Below are 17,419 nucleotides of genomic sequence, written 5' to 3' on the forward strand. Positions count from 1 at the left end.
ACTGAGGAGATGAAATAGGATGTTTAGATCGTTTAATTTAAAAACATTCACGATGAGCTTTCTTTTACTGATAATTATTCTGATTGGTGGGATCATTTTTGAGAGTCCCTTTGATGATTCCCAACGGGCCACCATCGATGTCGACCGAAACGCCCAGGTCATCGTCGACCTTTCCATCGAAATTAACGCTCCACAAGAGACCGTATGGCGGATACAGACTGGCATCGACCAGTGGCCAACTTGGCAGAAAAATGTCTCACAGGCACGGTTATCCGGTCCAATCACGGTGGGAAGTACCTTTCAGTGGGAGACGCATGGGCTATCCATCGTCTCCACCATCCGCGAGGTCGATCCCATGCGGCGCATCGTTTGGGGCGGGCCAGCACAAGGCATCGAAGGCGTCCACGTCTGGACCATCACTCCCACCCTCAAAGGAGTTGTCGTGCACACCACGGAGTCCTGGGACGGTCCGCCAGTTGCAGCCGACCCCGATGGCATGCGCGCGGCACTCACGTCCTCGCTCGAAGCCTGGCTTACCGACCTCAAGATGACTGCCGAGGCGGGGACTTCCGTACAGTAAGAAGCCGCATTCTGATGGTCCGTTTATACGAAACATAGGATGTGCTTACTTGGCCTTGGGGCAAAAAACCTAATCTTAATGAGACATACTGTCATGCAGTATGTCTTTTGTGCGCTTGATAGAAGGGATGCTTTAATGTCTCAGCGAATTAATGGAATTAAATTGAAACATCTGAATTCATCGATTAGGTAGGAGGAGTCATTATGATTTCCGTATTCGTTTACGGAACATTGCTTGCGGGAGAGAGTAATCATCATGTTGCTGCACCTTTTTTAATCTCCATACAACCGGGTACGATATTTGGTCGTCTATATGATGTAGGCCCATATCCAGCTCTTACTCTTACGGAAGGGGATCATAAAGTGATTGGCGAGTGGTTCGAAGTAACAGAGGAAGGGCTGCAAGCAATGGATATTCTGGAGGGGTACAACGGTCCCGGTGCCTCTAATGAGTATGAAAGAGTGTGGGTCAGCGATGTAAATGGCTTGCGTGAAGGCTGGGTTTATATCTGGGAAACCATTAGCGGGCTCAAAGAGATTAACAGCTCCTCATGGAGAGCCTATTCAGCCCAAAAAAACAAGTGAAAAGTTCGGTTTATTTCGACAAATTTCTATCCTGCTAGAATGCATGATGCTATAATTAAGTTAATCTATTTAGGCTGAGGAGAACGCAATGTCTATTTTTAAAATATTACTTGCAGATGACGAAATCGCGCTACGTTTTCTGCTTACTGAAACTCTTTCTGATGAAGGTTATGCCATCTCGGAAGTTGAAGATGGTCAACAAGCGATGGAGCAATTGCAAAAAGAAACCTACGATCTGATCATACTTGATTATATGATGCCGGAGCGGACGGGTGTTGAAGTCTGTGATTGGCTGCGGCATAGCGATAATGCCAATCGGGATATACCGGTAATTTTGTTGACGGCTAAAGCCTTGGATAAGGACAAAGAAAAAGCCAAAGCAGCAGGCGTAACCACCTATATTGTTAAACCATTCAGCCCTCTTCAATTAATAGATACGGTCGGACAATTATTACAACGTTAATTCGAACTATATAGAGATTGAGATTATTTTATATATAAAAAAGGGTGATTGGCTGTCATGAGTTATACGAACCTAGAGGGGTTGAAGGACTCCAAGTCAGAATCGGATAGAGATGCAAGAATTCTTAGACAAGGAAGAAAGCTGTTTATTCGTGAATTTGAAAAGCAGCTTAAACAGCTTAACTCGCTGCTTGATACGATCCAGATGGCGGCTGCAGCCGATGATTTAAAACAGTTTTATCGCATTGTACATACACTTAAAGGCAGTGCGCCTATTTTTGGTTATGTCCGGATCGGTAAGCTGGCTGAGGATATGGTTCGAGCCTGGGAATGGACGCAATCCATGGATAATGACGGAGAAGAACTGCTCTTGGCGATCAACCCGATTATTGAAAGTGCAGAACGCAGTATCATTTCACTTCGTGAAATGAATATGGAATATGATATTGGTATGACGGAAATCCAGATGGATGAACAGCAGGATCCTGGAGGCGGTTCTTTGCTTGGATCCATGAAGAGTCGATTGCTGCTTGTGGATGATGACGAGGTGCTGCGTACTTATTTGACCCGTCGTCTTCAACTCGATGATTGTATTGTTGATGAGGCAGCCGATGTGGAGAGCGCGATGAAATTATTACGTGAACATACGTATGATTTAGTGACGCTGGATCTTATGATGCATCCTCAGTCTGGCTATGAGCTTTTTGAATTTCTCAAAGAGGATCCGACATTGAAATGGTTACCGCTTATTGTATTGTCGGGTCGTAACGATTTGAATGATAAAGTCCGCTGTTTTCACTTGGGAGCCGATGATTATGTGACGAAGCCATTTCAGTATGAGGAATTGGCCGCAAGAATCTATGGACTGCTCAAGAGGACCAAAAATTTCGAGCAGCTAGCCTTCCGTGATCCGCTTACCGGGGTGTTCAACCGGCGCTATTTTGATCTTCAGATTGGTATGGAATTGCAGCGTATTGAGCGTTATCCGGCACCAATCTCACTTGTTTTTATAGATATTGATTGCTTTAAACGGATCAATGATACTTATGGGCATCACGTAGGAGACTTGGTGCTCCAAGGCTTAGCTCATTTGCTTCAAGTGAACTTGCGTTCGACAGACCTGCTTGCACGTTTTGGCGGCGAAGAGTTCGTTATTGCTCTTCCGAATACAACGGTGGAACAAGCAATTGCAACCATGCAGTCTATACTTAATAAAGTGCGTTTAAATGCTGTTGCACAGTATGAGGGCCAAACCTTCTCTGTCACCTTCTCTGCAGGCGTTGCAGAGTGGCATGAGGGGATGACGGTTGCGGAATGGGTGGCTAAGGCTGACGATGCGATGTATCAAGCTAAGCAACAAGGCAGGGATAGGATTGTTAGCGCTTTGGTTGAGGAGGAAGAAAAAGAGCTTCGTAAGTTGGCTGCCAGTTCTCACATTGACAAGAAAAATCTGCTCATCGTGGATGATGATCCGATTTTACGAGCGATTCTCACCTCACATTTAGAGCATTTACCTATTACTATTACTCATGCTTCCGATGGTGAAATCGCACTCGGCTTGCTGCTCGACAATACCTATGATGCTTGTATTCTCGATGGTATGATGCCGAAGCTGGATGGGTTCTCATTGTTGTCGCAAATAAAGAAGGATCCGCGTCTAACCGTTCGGGACATGAAGGTACTTATGCTTTCAGGCAAGAAGAAGGAAGATGATCTAGCTAAAGGCTTTCAAATGGGAGCTGACGACTATATGACGAAGCCTTTCTCGCTCGTTGAGTTGGAAGTTCGCGTGAGACAGTTAATGAACTTAGTGTGATAAATTGCATATAAAACTCAAGGCTGCTTCTGCCAAATATAAACGAGTGTTGGAAGATAAACCGAGAGCGGCAGCTCCCGTAGGTCTTCTGCCAAGGGCCGCGGCTGCTGAATAAACTCACTGCCTTTTATATGAATAGAAGATTTATCATGAAGTAGAGGAGTTGCTAATCGGCGGCTCCTTTTTTTGTTTACTAGAGGACTTATGCGATGGAATAAAAAACCGATAATCATTTTGAATAATAAATGTTATAATCAAACTCGTCTGTGTATAAAAACGGTCAGTTCATTATCCTGTGTGTTTAGTTAGAGTGAAAAAGGAAGGTTAAGGAAGAATGATATGCATAATTGGTCAAAGGCACTAAATCTCAGAACTCCTTTTAAAATCTCTTTGGTCTACATGCTTGTAGGAAGTCTATGGATTATCTTGTCCGATAGAGTTATGGACATTCTTAACTTATCAGGGGCAATCACTATTCATTCAACTAAGGGTCTTTTTTATGTATTACTTACGGCATTGGTTCTATACTGGTGGGTATCACGTTTGAAGAAAGCCCTTACAGAAAGCGATGAACGTTACCGAATACTTGTAGAACACTCACCAGAACCGTTAGTTGTTCACAGTAAAGGGAAAATAGTCTATATCAATCCTGCCGGTGCCGAAATATTTGGGGCAGCTAGCCCAGAGGAACTTATTGGTTTTCCCATAATGAATTTGGTTCATCCCGATTATATAGACATTGCGAAGGAACGAATTCGGTTGATCGAAGAGGAGAGAGTTCCGACAGCTCCCATTGAGCAAAAATTTCTTCGTGTCGATCGTCTAGTTATTGATGTGGAGGTCAGAGCGGTACCTATTACCTACTTAGGTAAACCGGCCGTACAGCTTATATGTAAGGATATCACTGAGCGTAAACGAGCAAGGCGTATGCTGGAAGAGAGAGAGCAGAGTTATAAGTCCCTTGTTGAAAATAACCCCGATGCTATATTTGAATTAGATCTAAATGGAAGAATACTTAATATGAATACAGCTACGGAAAGGATTACGGGCTATCAGCAGGAAGAGCTGCTGCAACAATCCTTTTGTCATTTGATGGTAGGCGAAGATCACCTTAGGGCATCAAATGTGTTTGAAGCGTCGGCAAAAGGTGAGTCAAACAACATCGAAGTGACCATTACTAATAAACGTGGCTACTCTGTCGAATTAAATTTAAAGACGGTTCCTATTATTATAAATGATAAGATCGATGGTGTTTATGGCATTGCAAAAGATATCACCGAACGTAAAAGGACAGATGAGCTTCTGATTAAATCAGAAAAGCTCTTAGTGGTGGGGCAGCTAGCCGCCGGAGTTGCTCACGAGATTCGAAATCCATTAACTTCACTTAGAGGATTTGTTCAATTATTACAAACCAAAACGGATAATTATGATGAGTATTTTCAAATCATGTTGACTGAATTAGACCGAATTAATTATATCGTGAGCGAGTTTTTGGTTATTGCTAAGCCGCAGGCCGTGTGTTTTGAGATGAAGGATGTTCGTAAAATTCTTCATGATGTGATCTCGTTGCTTGACACACAAGCCATTCTTAGCGATGTGCAAATCCATACGACGTTTGATTCGGACATTCCGTTAATCAATTGTGAAGAAAATCAAATCAAACAGGTCGTTATTAATATTCTTAAAAATGCGATCGAAGCGATGACAGAAGGCGGTATGATCGAAATTATTATGAAAGTAGACGACAATAAACTCGTTATTCGGTTCATTGATCAGGGGTGTGGAATTTCTGAAGAACGAATAGCGATGCTAGGAGAACCTTTTTATACAACAAAAGAAAAAGGGACCGGATTAGGATTAATGGTAAGCCAAAAAATCATTGAAGCCCATCACGGGAGTCTTCATATAAAGAGTCAGATCGATATAGGAACAACGGTTGATCTTATTTTACCTTTAGATCCCAAATAGAGATGCTTGCGCTTATGAACTCCTGAAGAGGAGTTTATTTTTTTCTGAAAAAAGTCGATGACTTGACAAACAAATTAGCCTAAAGTTAGCATAGTGTTATTACGATTGGAAGTTAAGAAGAATTGGAAATGATTCACACCAAAGGAGGAACGATCATGTACCAGGGAGACGAACAAAGCCAGCTTGATTTAAGATTATTCCGAATCTGGAGCAAAGCTTCCAAAGCTATTGCTGATAATACCAAACGAGATATCGAAAGTCATGGAATCAGTCCGGACCATTTTATGATTCTAGAGCTTCTCTATAACAAAGGACCACACCCTATTCAAAGGATTAGTGAAATATTTAGTATTCCAAGCGGGAGTATTACCTATGTGGTAGATAAGCTTGAACAGAAAGATTATGTAAAACGACAATCGAGTCCTACGGATAGAAGAACTTCCATTGTCGCCATTACTGAGAAGGGTGATACTTTATTTAACGAGATTTTCCCGAAACATGCAGGCGTTATATCTGAGAATTTATCCTTTATAAGCAACGAGGAAAAACTTCAGATGATCGATTTATTAAAGAAACTGGGGTTTGGAGCACAAGAACTCAGTAAGAAATAGATAAGACAATATCAATCAAATTCAAGTTATCCAGGCGTTGCTGGATAGCTTTTTTTATTTAAATGCCTTGTTGAAAATGATTGACAAATAAATATCCTAATGTTAGTATATATTATAATAATATTAGGATATCTTATTATAGTTTATCTGTAATTAGGTAAAAAAAGGGGAGAGTTAGATGAATACAGTATCTATTATTATTCAAATCATTTTAGCACTGGGGTTTCTGATGTTCGGAGCCTTGAAGCTCGGTTCAAAGCAAATGGTGGATGAATTTACACGTTACGGGATGCCTCAGTGGTTCAGAGTCATCACTGGCTTGCTCGAAATTGCCGGTGCCGCACTCCTGGTTGCAGGAATTTGGAACAACAGTCTTGTTGCTATTGGCGGATGGCTATTAGCCGTTATTATGGTTGGAGCGGTCATAACGCATCTACGTATTAAGGATCCTGTATCTAAAATAGGCATGCCCGTTATTTTAATTATCCTTACTCTGGTTGTCTTGTTTATAAAATGAGAAGCGTTGCTATAACGTTCGAACTAATAAAATGCCGGGTCCTGTTCAACAGGACCCGGCATTTTAATTGTTATTTTACTTATACCCACTCGCCTTTTGCTGTGTATATCGTTTTACCGCCGATTTGAATAGAGATGTGGTCTTCCCTCTGAGATGCTCGATGATACAGAATGGAAGGACGCATGATTTCAAAGCCTTGCTCGACGCTGATATCGATAGACTCATTGCCGAAATAGCGATATTTGATCAAATATCCAGCCAAATCGCCATTGGCACTACCGGTAGCCGGATCTTCGGGCGCACCATAGTAGTCACCGAACACCCTTGCATTTAAAGAGTTGCCTGCCTGATAAGTCTCTGGACAAAAGACTAAAATCATTTTAGCTGAAAGCGGCTCAATGAGTTGGAAATATAGATCAAGATTCACCTTACAGCGCTGTACGTCTTTCAAGCTTTTTAGAGGGACAATAAGGGCTGGCAGCCCAGTGGAAACCTCTTGAATCGGATACCGCGGATCAATGGACGAAGCTGGAATTCCTAAAACAGCTGCGATCGTATCTAGATCGATAATTTCTCCAAATATAGGCGGCTTCTGCTGCATCCAAGCCATACCGGGGTTTTTCTCGTCAAAAGTGACTGGTATTTGACCGATTTTTAAGTTAAGCACAATTTGCTGGACAGGATGTCCTATGATATCTTTTTGAATGATGTAGGCTGTTCCCAAAGTCGGATGACCAGCGAACTCTACCTCTTCTTTCGGGGTGAAGATACGCACATCATATCCGCCATTAACAGACCCTTCCGACAGGATAAACGTTGTTTCGGAGAAGTTCATCTCGCGAGTAATGGCCAGCATTTCCTCAGTGGATAGGTGGGCAGTATGACGGAATACGGCGAGCTGATTGCCTTCATATTTATGCTCGGCAAATACATCAACAATCGAAAAAGATAATGGTTGTATAGACATGACATGATCCCACTCCTATGAATGAATTGATAGATGAATACACCTTACCATATTGTGTTTAATTTGCGAATTCGCTCCGGGTAAGGTTTGCGGCAGAGCAGCTTTCTGCTAGAGTAAGGGTATAGGAAATGTTACACGAAAAGGAGTGGGGCGGATGTCTGACAAAGAAAATCTGGTACGCTTCGGTATCTCCATGCCGCAATCTCTCATAGAGCAATATGACCGGCTCATTGCCTTGCAGGGCTATGATAATCGCTCTGAAGCAATTCGTGATCTTACGCGCAAAGCGCTATTGACGTCTAGCAGCATGCAGCCCGACGAAACCGTTGCCGGAACGATCGTAATGGTGTATGACCATCATATTCGCGATTTGCCGATTACCTTGATGGAGCTTCAACATGATTACCACCATGCGATTATTTCTACGATGCATATCCATTTAAACCATCAGCAATGCTTGGAAATATTAGTTGTTCGCGGTAAGGTGCAGAAGCTTAGAGAGCTTCAACAGCGAATACAAGTACTCAAAGGTGTAGGTTATGCGGAGCTGTCTGTTACTCATGTGGACGAGCATGGGCACTCGCATGAGCCTCCTCATTCTCATTTGTAGAATTCGTAGTTGTCATGTTTTTTTGTTAAAATTAGGGCACGGAGGTGCGATATGTCAGTTAAAAAATGGTTCAGTATAGAAGAGGCAAATGAAATGCTGCCGTTTGTTGATCAGGAATTGAAGAAAATGCAAGCATTGAAGCACAATTTTGAGGAAAAATATACAGAGCTCCGTATAAAGAAAAATGAGCATGCTGAGAAACCCGGCTCTGAGAAGGATCCGTTTTTCGTTATGGAAGCAGAGCTGGAATTCCTTCAAATCGAAGCGCGCGGGCTTATTCATAATTTTCAGCTTACGGGTGTAGAGCTCAAGGATATAGATACAGGTCTTGTCGATTTTCCCGCGTTGATGGAAGGACAAGAAGTATTGCTTTGTTGGAAACAGGGAGAGGATAGAATTCGTTATTACCATGGCAAACAGGATGGATTTGCTGGGCGTAAACCGATTTCGGAATAGAGGAATATATGATGCATAGATCTTTACGTTATACGGCCAAACGCTTGTTGTTCATACCTTCATTGCTCGTATGCATGTTCGCTTTAATTCTCTTGAGCACAGTAGTTGTCCCTCAGACAGTCTCTGCTCATGCGTCATTAGTACAGGCCCAACCTGAAGCGGGCACCAAGCTTGAAAGCTCGCCTCCCCAAGTAGCCGTTACATTTAATGAACAGCTAGATGCAGGACTTTTTTATATCAAAGTATTGGATCATAACGGTGACGAAATTACAAGTAATAAAGCTTATTTGAACAAAGAGCAGACAGGAATAATTCTTGATCTGCCGAAATTAACCGAGGGCTTTTATTTGATCAGCTATCACGTCATTTCGGCGGATGGACACCCTGTTGCAGGGAGTTACCCGATAACGATTGGCAATCCACCGCAAGAAGAAGCTCTCGATCTACCTTCCGCAAATGGTGGGCACAATCATGGAACAGGTCAGTTAACAACGAAAGATATCCTGCAATATGCGTCTCGCGGACTGTGGTATTTGATGTTGTTGACGTTGACTGGTTGGGTTATCTGGTTAAGGTTGTTGGGAGCAGGAGGGGCCGATACCCGAAAAGTACTATCAGCTTGGACTCTCAATCTGCAGCGCGCACAATTAGTAGCTCTATTGCTGCTCATTTTCACGCACATCGAAGCTCTACTTGGTGGCGGTGGGGTGGAAGAGATATGGAAGCTATTTAGTGCAACGACTATCGGTATTTCCTGGGCGCTTATGCTAGTGCTGTCCTTCCTTGGATTTGTACTTGTCGGTAGGGTAAAGTGGCTTGATTTATTATGGCCTTTGTGTTTTCTAGGGGTGAAAAGCTTTAGCGGTCACGCGGCTTCGTTTACTCCTTTATGGGCAACAATCGGGCTGGATTTTATTCACTTGGTTGGCGCGGCCTGTTGGGTTGGGGGCTTAGTGCTGCTCTATGCAAAATGGCGTCAGAAAAGTGATGATGTCAGTTCCTATATGAAACAATTTTCGAGAATGGCTTTGATCTCCATCCTTGTACTTACCTTATCCGGATCTTTATCTATCTTGTTATTCCTGCCAAACTTATGTTATTTGCTTTACACATCGTGGGGAATATTGCTGCTTGTGAAAATTGGTGCTGTTGCACTTGTTGTACTCATAGGTTTTATTATTCGGATCTATTTGCGCAAACAAAAGGTTAAACAATCAGTTCTCTGGATAAAGGTTGATCTTACCTTTATGGTTATTATCGTGCTGCTGGTAGGGCTCATCACATATATGGCGCCAATTCCTGTCAACGAGCCGCTAGAGTGGCATCAGATGGGTGAAAAGGTGCACGTATCTGCTGAGATTACGCCTAAAATCCAGGGAACCAATACCTTTGTTGCAAAAGTATTTCTTCCAGAAAAAGCTGGGAAACCGAAGCAAGTGCTCATGCTGCTTCATTATTTAGACGATAAAGAAATGGCTCCTATTTCTGTGCCAGTAACCATGTACGAGGATAACAAACAAGAAGAGTCTTATGGCTTTGCGAAATTCAGTTACAAAGCGCAAGGCGCATATCTGCCTTTCCGAGGCAATTGGGAACTAGAGATGCGTGTCATGGATGCGGATGATAATGAAACGGTGTACAACAAAGAATTCATGGTGTATTAACATGGTTTGAATATATGATGGTTGAAAGTGGGTGGCGATAATGGCATGGATTCAAGTACTCGATAAAGAAAATTTGTCGGTCAAATTTGATGACAAGGATGAGACGGCATTGCTAGAGATTAACGATGGCGGAATCTCGCCTAATTACGTAACCATTCGTTTAAATGAAACAGAGATTGATGATCTGATCGGGGCATTAAAACGTATTAAAGAAGCCCTCCAATAGCGATGGCTTGAGTGGGAGGAGGGGCACATTGTGCCCCTTTTTTGTGTTGACTCCCGTTTAGATAAACCCGCCATTGACGCGGATCGTTTGACCTGTTATCCATTGGGATTCTTCACTTGCCAAAAATAAGACAACACCTGATATATCGTTTGGCTCACCTATACGCCCGAAAGCGTTCAATTTGCGCATACCTTCAATTTGCTCTTCCGTTTTACCAGCAGTAAAAAGTTCTGTATTAACTGGACCGGGAGCTACTGCGTTAATCGTAATGCCTTTCGGGCCAAATTCCTTCGCGAGTTGGCGAGTGAACTGTTCAACAGCTCCTTTGGTACCGGCATAAACGCTGTAGGTCGGGAACATACTACCGAGGACAGAGGTTGAGAAGTTAATGATTCGGCCTTTATCACTTAAGTATTTGGCCGCTTGTTGGCAAGCAAAGAAGGTACCTTTGACGTTGACGTTAAACTGCTTGTCGAAATCTTCTTCTGTGATATTCACTATGGGCTTAGTGATCATGAGGCCTGCGTTATTAACAAGAATATCGACCTTACTATAGGCTTCAATCGTTTTCTGGAACATCAGTTCAATGTCCGATACGCGGCTGATATCAGCGTGAATGGCTGTGGCTATTCCACCGTTCTGTTCAATCCCATGAACGACCTCTGCAGCTTTTGCTGGATTGCTTGCATAGTTTACAACAACCTTGGCTCCGTTTCGAGCCAACTCCTCTGCGATTTCACGTCCCATTCCTCTTGATGCTCCTGTGACTATCGCTACTTTCCCTTCTAATTTCTTCTCCATGGTAATTCCTCCTCATAGGGGTTACTTAGATTCGTTGATTCAAATTTGGTTGATATTGATTTGATTATAACAGTTAAAATACAAAAATCAAGTGACAATATTGTATTTTTGTCATTAAATTAAACTGCCCATAAATAGGAGTGGTTGATAGTTTTCCATCAAGATAGGTAAGAAATAGCAGCTTTCCTTCTGACTCTATCCAAAACATGTATATCATGATATATTAATGGTATCGTATGATATAACATTAGGTTGGGTGCAGGGGGTAGGTAGCATTGTCAACAGATTCGAGACCCATTTATGAGCGAATATTCGAAACGCTGCGTGAAGAAATAATACAACGTAAATATAACGTTGGAGACCGCGTTCCTTCCGAGAAGGAACTGGCGGATGAATATAACGTGAGCCGGATTACGAGCAAAAAGGCACTGGAGATGCTGGCAGAAGAACGTCTCATCGTGCGTAAGCCAGGCAGAGGCTCTTTTGTCATGGAAGGAGGGGGTATTCCGTCTGAAGGTCCATCTACGGGCGAGAGAACCAAGCATACGCTGATTGGATTAGTTATAACGGATTTCGGGAATACCTTCGGTACGGAGATGATTTATGGCATGGAGCAGGCATCCGCTGAGCACGATAGCTTCCTGGTGCTGCGCAGATCGTTTGGTGTGCCTGAGAATGAAGAAAAAGCTATTCGATCGTTTCTTGAATTAGGCGTGGATGGCATTATTGTGTTTCCTGCACAAGGGGAGTTCTATAATGATGAACTTCTCAAGTTGGTCATACAACAATTTCCTTTAGTTCTGGTTGACCGTCATCTCAAAGGCGTAGCCGCGGCTTCGATTAGCACAGATAACATAACGGCTGCTCGCACGGGTGCTGACTATTTGCTTGATTTGGGGCATAAACAGATTTGCTTACTTACGCCGCCGCCAATGGATACAACAGCTATTGAGGATCGTATAGAAGGCTTCGTGCGAGCTCATGCGGAACGCGGGGTTATGGTTGACCGGTCGCTTTGGCTAGATGAAATCACCTCTACGCTGCCCAATTCTTTTCATTCACCTAATATTGATAAAGATATCGATATGATTAAGGAGCACCTGCGAAGCAATCCGCAAATTACCGCCTTGTTTGCTATGGAATATAATATTGCTCTATTGGCTAAGGCTGCTGTGGAACAAATGGGACTTCAGATACCCGAGGATATTTCAATTATTTGTTTTGATAGCCCTCCTACGACGCTTGGCAGCGGCTATCGTTTTACCCATCTGATCCAAGCGGAGGATGAAATCGGCAAGCTTGCTGTAGAGAATGTGCTAAAGCTGAAGCGAGGCGAGAAGGTTGCCAATAAAATAAGTCTGGAAGCAAAGCTAATTATCGGGGAGTCAACGGGACCCTCCAAATGATCGGTGAATAAATCATCATGGATATCGAAACTGAGACTGCTAATCTAGTAGTCTCTTTTTGATTGGTATATCAAACGATTTAAATGATATGTAAATAATATGATAAATATATATTGACATAATGTATACATACCAATATAATCGTAAATGTAAGCGGTTTATTTATCGGAAGAGAGAGGAGCAAACCCGATGACGAATGAGGCTAAGTTACCTGCATCAATGAGTAAACTCATTGAGCAAGTAAATAATGAATTACAGAAAGAACAACGGCCGAAGCTAGCTGCCATGTTCCGCGATTGCTTCTCCAACACGTATCAAACAACGCTTCAAAGCCTAGAGGACGGATCAACTTTCGTAATCACCGGTGATATACCGGCCATGTGGCTCCGTGACTCATCAGCTCAGGTTCGAGCTTATCTGCTTCTAGCGAATGAGGATTCCAGCTTGGCAGATATGATTGAAGGTGTGGTTAAGCGGCAGATGCAATATATTCAACTTGATCCGTATGCGAATGGCTTTAATATGGAGCCAACCAGCGCAGGTCATGGGCAGGACTTGACCCAAATGAGCCCATGGATCTGGGAGCGTAAATACGAAATCGATTCGCTATGTTATCCTATTCAGCTCAGTTATTTACTTTGGAGAGCAACAGGGAGAACCGCACATTTCAATGATGCCTACAAATCCGCTGTTCATACAATACTGAATCTTTGGCGGGTTGAACAAGATCATGAGACGAAGTCTCCTTATCGCTTCCAACGATTGAATTGTCCTCCAACAGACACGTTAACGAGAGATGGAAAGGGCAGTCCAGTTGGCTATACGGGGATGACATGGTCAGGTTTCCGCCCTAGCGACGATGCTTGTTCATACGGATATTTGATTCCAGCCAACATGTTTGCGGTTGTGGTGCTGGGTTATATCGCTGAAATCTCAGAGCAGGTGTGGCAGGATGCCAGTCTTAGCCGTGAATCGCTTAAGCTGGCCGCTGAGATTAAACAGGGAATAGAAGCATTCGGAACGATCGAGCATCCCAAGCTCGGTACGATGTTTGCTTATGAAACAGATGGACTTGGCAACTTCAATCTGATGGATGATGCCAACGTGCCCAGCTTGCTCTCGATTCCTTACTTGGGATATGTCGCCGAATCCGATCCTGTTTATCAGCATACACGCAGCTTTATACTTAGTGATGAAAATCCTTACTTTTATAAGGGGAAAGCGGCTCAGGGAATCGGCAGTCCGCATACGCCGGATCGCTACATCTGGCATATTTCCCTGGCGGTTCAAGGTCTTACTGCTTCAAGCCGGGAGGAAAAGCTGCGTATCCTTGATTTACTAGCCGACACCGATGCCGGAACGGGATTGATGCATGAGGGCTTCCACGTAGACGATCCGTCGCAGTATACGCGGCCATGGTTTTCTTGGGCGAACTCCATGTTCAGCGAGTTGGTGTTAGACGCGTGTGGCCTATCGATTAAGAAGCTGCTGAATGATCGCGTGAACGCATCACACTCATCTTAGGTTATACAGGGGGTGGAACCCCTTTTAACATAGCAACTGCACTTATAACGTTTACTTAAAAAGGGAGGAAAAAACATGAAAAAATGGATGACCGTTTTAACTGCTCTCTCACTCACGTTTAGTTTGGCAGCATGCAGCACAAAAACTGGCGGAGATCAACCGGCGGAAAGCAAGAAACCTGAGGCCACGACAGCAGCGGCAGCATCAACAGCTGCCACCAAAGGAGCACCGGTAGAAATTACGTTCTGGGGAGACTGGGGCGGAGAAGGTGAAAAGCAGTTTGTCATGATGGCAGATGCTTTTAATAAATCGCAAGACAAGATTAAAGTTAAATATGTTTTGCAGGAAGATATGATCACGAAGTTTCTAACTGCGGCTACTTCAGGAGGCTCACCAGATATTATGTTCTGGGACAGATGGCGGACTTCGCTGTATGCATCCAAGAACGTGCTTCACCCAATCGACGATTATTTGAAGAAAGACAATATTAACCGTGCTGATTATTACGATGAAGCCTTGAAGGAGCTTTCCTCTGGCGGTAAATTGTATGGTCTTCCTTTGACGGTTGATGCGCGCGCACTATTTTATAATAAGAAATTGTTTGCTGAGAAAGGACTACAACCTCCGAAAACTTGGGATGAGCTGGAAAACGCAGCTAAGCAGTTAACGGTATGGGAAGGCGATAAGCTGGTTCGTTCCGGTATGTCGATGCAGGATAATGGCCTGTTCAATATGTGGCTGCAGCAAGCAGGCGGTTCTATGATGACCAGCGATCTGAAGAAAACGAGTTTTAATAACGATCAAGGCAAGCAAGTATTGGATTTCTGGGATAAGTTGATCAATAAGGATAAGGTATATAAGGTTGGGTTTGAAAAAGGTCTTGGCGAAGGCACGGATGCTTTCGTGACCGGAAAAGTAGCTATGACCTATACAGGTCCATGGATGCTCTCGACGTATAAGAAATACGGCAAGGATCTTGATTTCGGTGTTGTTCCTCCTCCAGCTGGACCTGGCGGCGCCAAAGGAAGCGTAATGGGCGGCTTCGGTCTCGTGATTCCAGCGGGCTCCAAGCATAAAGACGAGGCATGGGAATTCGAGAAATGGTGGTTAGCGAATAAAGACAACACGCTGCTATGGGCAAAAACAAGCTTAAACCTGCCGGGCTTCAAACCGGCGCTGCAGGATCCGTTCTTCAAGGACGATCCGAACTGGAAGCCGTTCATGGATACACTCGAATTCGCGAAAATTCGTCCGCAGCATCCAGGATACTCGGTTATGGAAGGCGACGGTCTGATGCCGAATATTGAGCTATTCATTCAAGGTAAGCAGGATGCGGCAGCGACGCTCAAGAAGGGGCAAGAGCAAGGTGATAAGCTGCTCGATCAGAACGCAGCAGGGAAGTAACTAGAAATGTGAGGGAGGGTCATCCCTCCCTCTTTGTGGAAGGGGGAATTCTCTTGGCATCGATAACCAAGCTGGGTCGACATCAAGCTAGGATGGGTTATCTCTTTATTACGCCAACGATTTTGCTATTTATTATTTTTACGATTATTCCTGTCATCATGGCGTTCTATCTAAGCTTCACGAATTATGACATTGTGAGTAAAAACGATTTTGTTGGATTAGATAATTATAAGCGTCTGGCCGAAGATAACATCTTTTGGACGACGTTGAAGAACGTTTTGTTTTACTCTGTCCTTTATATTCCGCTGAATATTGCCATCTCTTTATCGATGGCCTTGCTGTTTATGCGCAGCCGCTTCGGCGTAAAGCTGTTTCGTACAGCCGGGTATTTGCCAACGTTAACCTCGGGCGTTGCTGCGGCCACGGTGTGGATATGGCTGCTAAATCCAGAATTCGGACTCGTGAACGATGTTCTGAGCAAGTTTGGAATCACTGGACCTTCATGGTTGGCTGAAATGCCTTACGCCATGCTGTCCATTGTGTTAGTGACCTTGTGGCAATCCGTTGGATCGAACATGATCATTTATTTAGCGGGACTTAACGGGGTTCCCGATCATCTGTATGAATCCGCAAAGCTGGATGGAGCTAATGCTTGGCAGTCCTTTCGCTATATCACTTGGCCAGTGCTGAGACCGACCACCTTTTTCGTAAGTACAATGGCTATCATTGGCGCGCTGCAGTTATTTGACCAGGCGTTCGTCTTGACCAAGGGCGGTCCCGCCAACTCGACGAAAACAACCGTGTATCACATTTATCAGCAGGGCTTCAATCAGCTTCAGATGGGCTATGCCGATGCCATGGCGTTTGCGCTGTCTATCATTATTCTAGTATTTTCGCTTATTAATATGAGACTAAACAAAGAGGAATCCGTGATCTAGGAGGGATGGAAAGTGAAACAACAATATTATTGGCAAACGACAATCCTGTATATCATTTCCATCGCCGTCTGCATCGTCATGGTCGTCCCGTTTGTATGGAGTCTTATCACTTCTATTCGTCCGGATGAAGAGATTTTCATGCTGCCGATTCAATGGATTCCCTCCAGCATAACGTTGGAGCATTATCGCAAGGCGTTTGAGCTCGTTCCATTTGCTCTGTATTTCTGGAATTCATTTTATCTTGCGTTTATGGGTGTGCTCTTCAACTTGCTTTTTGGCTCTTTAAGCGGCTATGCCTTCGCTAAGCTTCATTTCCGCGGAAGAGATATGATGTTCAAAATTCTGCTCGCTGCCATGATGATACCTGGTGTTGTGACGATGATCCCGCAATTTTTCGTGCTGAAGCACATTCCTTTCATGGGAGGAAATGATTGGCTGGGCGGTGGCGGCAACGGCTTGCTCAATTCATTTTGGGCAATTATTTTGCCAGGTGCGTCGGGATCCTTTGCGGTATTTTTTATGAGGCAATTTTTCGTTTCTTTACCTAGTGATTTGCAAGAAGTGGCTCGAATTGAAGGCAGTGGAGAGCTTCGTATTTTTTGGAATATTTATATTCCGCTTGCGAAGCCAGCGTTGGCTACACTCGGCATATTTACCTTTCAAGCAGGCTGGAACAGCTTTCTCGGTCCGCTCATTATGCTTAACGACCCTGCCAAGAAAACGATTCAGCTAGGCTTAGCTGCTTTTACTTATAACAAACAGGTCGATTTCGGCCCGTTGATGGCAGGTGCTTTAATTGCGGTAGTGCCGATACTGATCTTGTTCCTGCTGCTGCAGAAATATTTTGTGCAAGGAATTGCTTTTACAGGAACGAAAGGATAGTAC

Annotated in this window: 18 protein-coding genes; 16 read left to right on the forward strand and 2 right to left on the reverse strand. The window is 43.8% G+C overall.

The features are described from left to right. Window positions 1-19: 19 nt before the first annotated feature. From AC58U0_RS27165 to AC58U0_RS27195, 7 genes are all read left to right on the forward strand, one after another. The gene (locus AC58U0_RS27165; RefSeq protein WP_497381983.1) at window positions 20-580 is read left to right on the forward strand and encodes an SRPBCC family protein; all 561 of its coding nucleotides are present in this window, start codon (window positions 20-22) and stop codon (window positions 578-580) included. Between the two features lie 203 nt (window positions 581-783). Then, the gene (locus AC58U0_RS27170; protein WP_497381984.1) at window positions 784-1,164 is read left to right on the forward strand and encodes a gamma-glutamylcyclotransferase family protein; all 381 of its coding nucleotides are present in this window, start codon (window positions 784-786) and stop codon (window positions 1,162-1,164) included. An 88-nt stretch (window positions 1,165-1,252) separates the two neighbouring features. Further along, window positions 1,253-1,627: a response regulator gene (locus tag AC58U0_RS27175; protein WP_497381985.1), complete on the forward strand. Its 375-nt coding sequence runs from the start codon at window positions 1,253-1,255 to the stop codon at window positions 1,625-1,627. Between the two features lie 57 nt (window positions 1,628-1,684). Continuing rightward, a complete protein-coding gene (locus AC58U0_RS27180; RefSeq protein WP_497381986.1) occupies window positions 1,685-3,442 on the forward strand; it encodes a response regulator in 1,758 nt (585 codons plus the stop codon). A gap of 339 nt (window positions 3,443-3,781) precedes the next feature. Then, complete coding sequence (locus AC58U0_RS27185; RefSeq protein ID WP_497381987.1) at window positions 3,782-5,410, forward strand: PAS domain-containing sensor histidine kinase; 1,629 nt, start codon at window positions 3,782-3,784, stop codon at window positions 5,408-5,410. Between the two features lie 155 nt (window positions 5,411-5,565). Then, a complete protein-coding gene (locus AC58U0_RS27190) occupies window positions 5,566-6,021 on the forward strand; it encodes a MarR family winged helix-turn-helix transcriptional regulator (protein WP_497381988.1) in 456 nt (151 codons plus the stop codon). Window positions 6,022-6,199: 178 nt separating this feature from the next. Continuing rightward, window positions 6,200-6,538, forward strand: coding sequence for a DoxX family protein (locus AC58U0_RS27195; protein ID WP_497381989.1), 339 nt, complete (start codon window positions 6,200-6,202; stop codon window positions 6,536-6,538). A 79-nt stretch (window positions 6,539-6,617) separates the two neighbouring features. Here the strand turns inward: AC58U0_RS27195 and AC58U0_RS27200 are convergent, their stop codons facing one another. Beyond that, window positions 6,618-7,499: a PhzF family phenazine biosynthesis protein gene (locus AC58U0_RS27200; RefSeq protein WP_497382015.1), complete on the reverse strand. Its 882-nt coding sequence runs from the start codon at window positions 7,497-7,499 to the stop codon at window positions 6,618-6,620. 160 nt (window positions 7,500-7,659) lie between these two features. On the opposite strand from AC58U0_RS27200, the gene nikR reads away from it, so the two are divergent. From nikR to AC58U0_RS27220, 4 genes are read left to right on the forward strand one after another with little or no spacing between them, the layout of a single operon-like run. Continuing rightward, a complete protein-coding gene (nikR, locus tag AC58U0_RS27205; RefSeq protein ID WP_497381990.1) occupies window positions 7,660-8,115 on the forward strand; it encodes a nickel-responsive transcriptional regulator NikR in 456 nt (151 codons plus the stop codon). A gap of 51 nt (window positions 8,116-8,166) precedes the next feature. Further along, window positions 8,167-8,571 (forward strand): DUF2203 domain-containing protein, encoded by a 405-nt coding sequence (locus AC58U0_RS27210; protein ID WP_497381991.1) that lies wholly within the window; start codon window positions 8,167-8,169, stop codon window positions 8,569-8,571. Window positions 8,572-8,582: 11 nt separating this feature from the next. After that, on the forward strand, window positions 8,583-10,235 hold the full coding sequence (locus AC58U0_RS27215; protein ID WP_497381992.1) for a copper resistance CopC/CopD family protein: 1,653 nt from the start codon (window positions 8,583-8,585) through the stop codon (window positions 10,233-10,235). A 40-nt stretch (window positions 10,236-10,275) separates the two neighbouring features. Next, on the forward strand, window positions 10,276-10,461 hold the full coding sequence (locus tag AC58U0_RS27220) for a hypothetical protein (protein WP_497381993.1): 186 nt from the start codon (window positions 10,276-10,278) through the stop codon (window positions 10,459-10,461). Between the two features lie 57 nt (window positions 10,462-10,518). Here AC58U0_RS27220 and AC58U0_RS27225 read toward each other — a convergent pair whose 3' ends face one another. After that, on the reverse strand, window positions 10,519-11,262 hold the full coding sequence (locus tag AC58U0_RS27225; RefSeq protein WP_497381994.1) for an SDR family oxidoreductase: 744 nt from the start codon (window positions 11,260-11,262) through the stop codon (window positions 10,519-10,521). A 275-nt stretch (window positions 11,263-11,537) separates the two neighbouring features. On the opposite strand from AC58U0_RS27225, the gene AC58U0_RS27230 reads away from it, so the two are divergent. From AC58U0_RS27230 to AC58U0_RS27250, 5 genes are all read left to right on the forward strand, one after another. Next, window positions 11,538-12,668 (forward strand): GntR family transcriptional regulator, encoded by a 1,131-nt coding sequence (locus tag AC58U0_RS27230; RefSeq protein ID WP_497381995.1) that lies wholly within the window; start codon window positions 11,538-11,540, stop codon window positions 12,666-12,668. Window positions 12,669-12,857: 189 nt separating this feature from the next. Beyond that, on the forward strand, window positions 12,858-14,192 hold the full coding sequence (locus AC58U0_RS27235; protein ID WP_497381996.1) for a glycoside hydrolase family 125 protein: 1,335 nt from the start codon (window positions 12,858-12,860) through the stop codon (window positions 14,190-14,192). Between the two features lie 75 nt (window positions 14,193-14,267). Continuing rightward, complete coding sequence (locus AC58U0_RS27240) at window positions 14,268-15,596, forward strand: ABC transporter substrate-binding protein (protein WP_497381997.1); 1,329 nt, start codon at window positions 14,268-14,270, stop codon at window positions 15,594-15,596. A 92-nt stretch (window positions 15,597-15,688) separates the two neighbouring features. Beyond that, complete coding sequence (locus tag AC58U0_RS27245; RefSeq protein WP_497382016.1) at window positions 15,689-16,534, forward strand: carbohydrate ABC transporter permease; 846 nt, start codon at window positions 15,689-15,691, stop codon at window positions 16,532-16,534. A 12-nt stretch (window positions 16,535-16,546) separates the two neighbouring features. Next, the gene (locus AC58U0_RS27250; protein ID WP_497381998.1) at window positions 16,547-17,416 is read left to right on the forward strand and encodes a carbohydrate ABC transporter permease; all 870 of its coding nucleotides are present in this window, start codon (window positions 16,547-16,549) and stop codon (window positions 17,414-17,416) included. Window positions 17,417-17,419: the final 3 nt, after the last annotated feature.

Source organism: Paenibacillus sp. J31P190, from assembly GCF_059692075.1.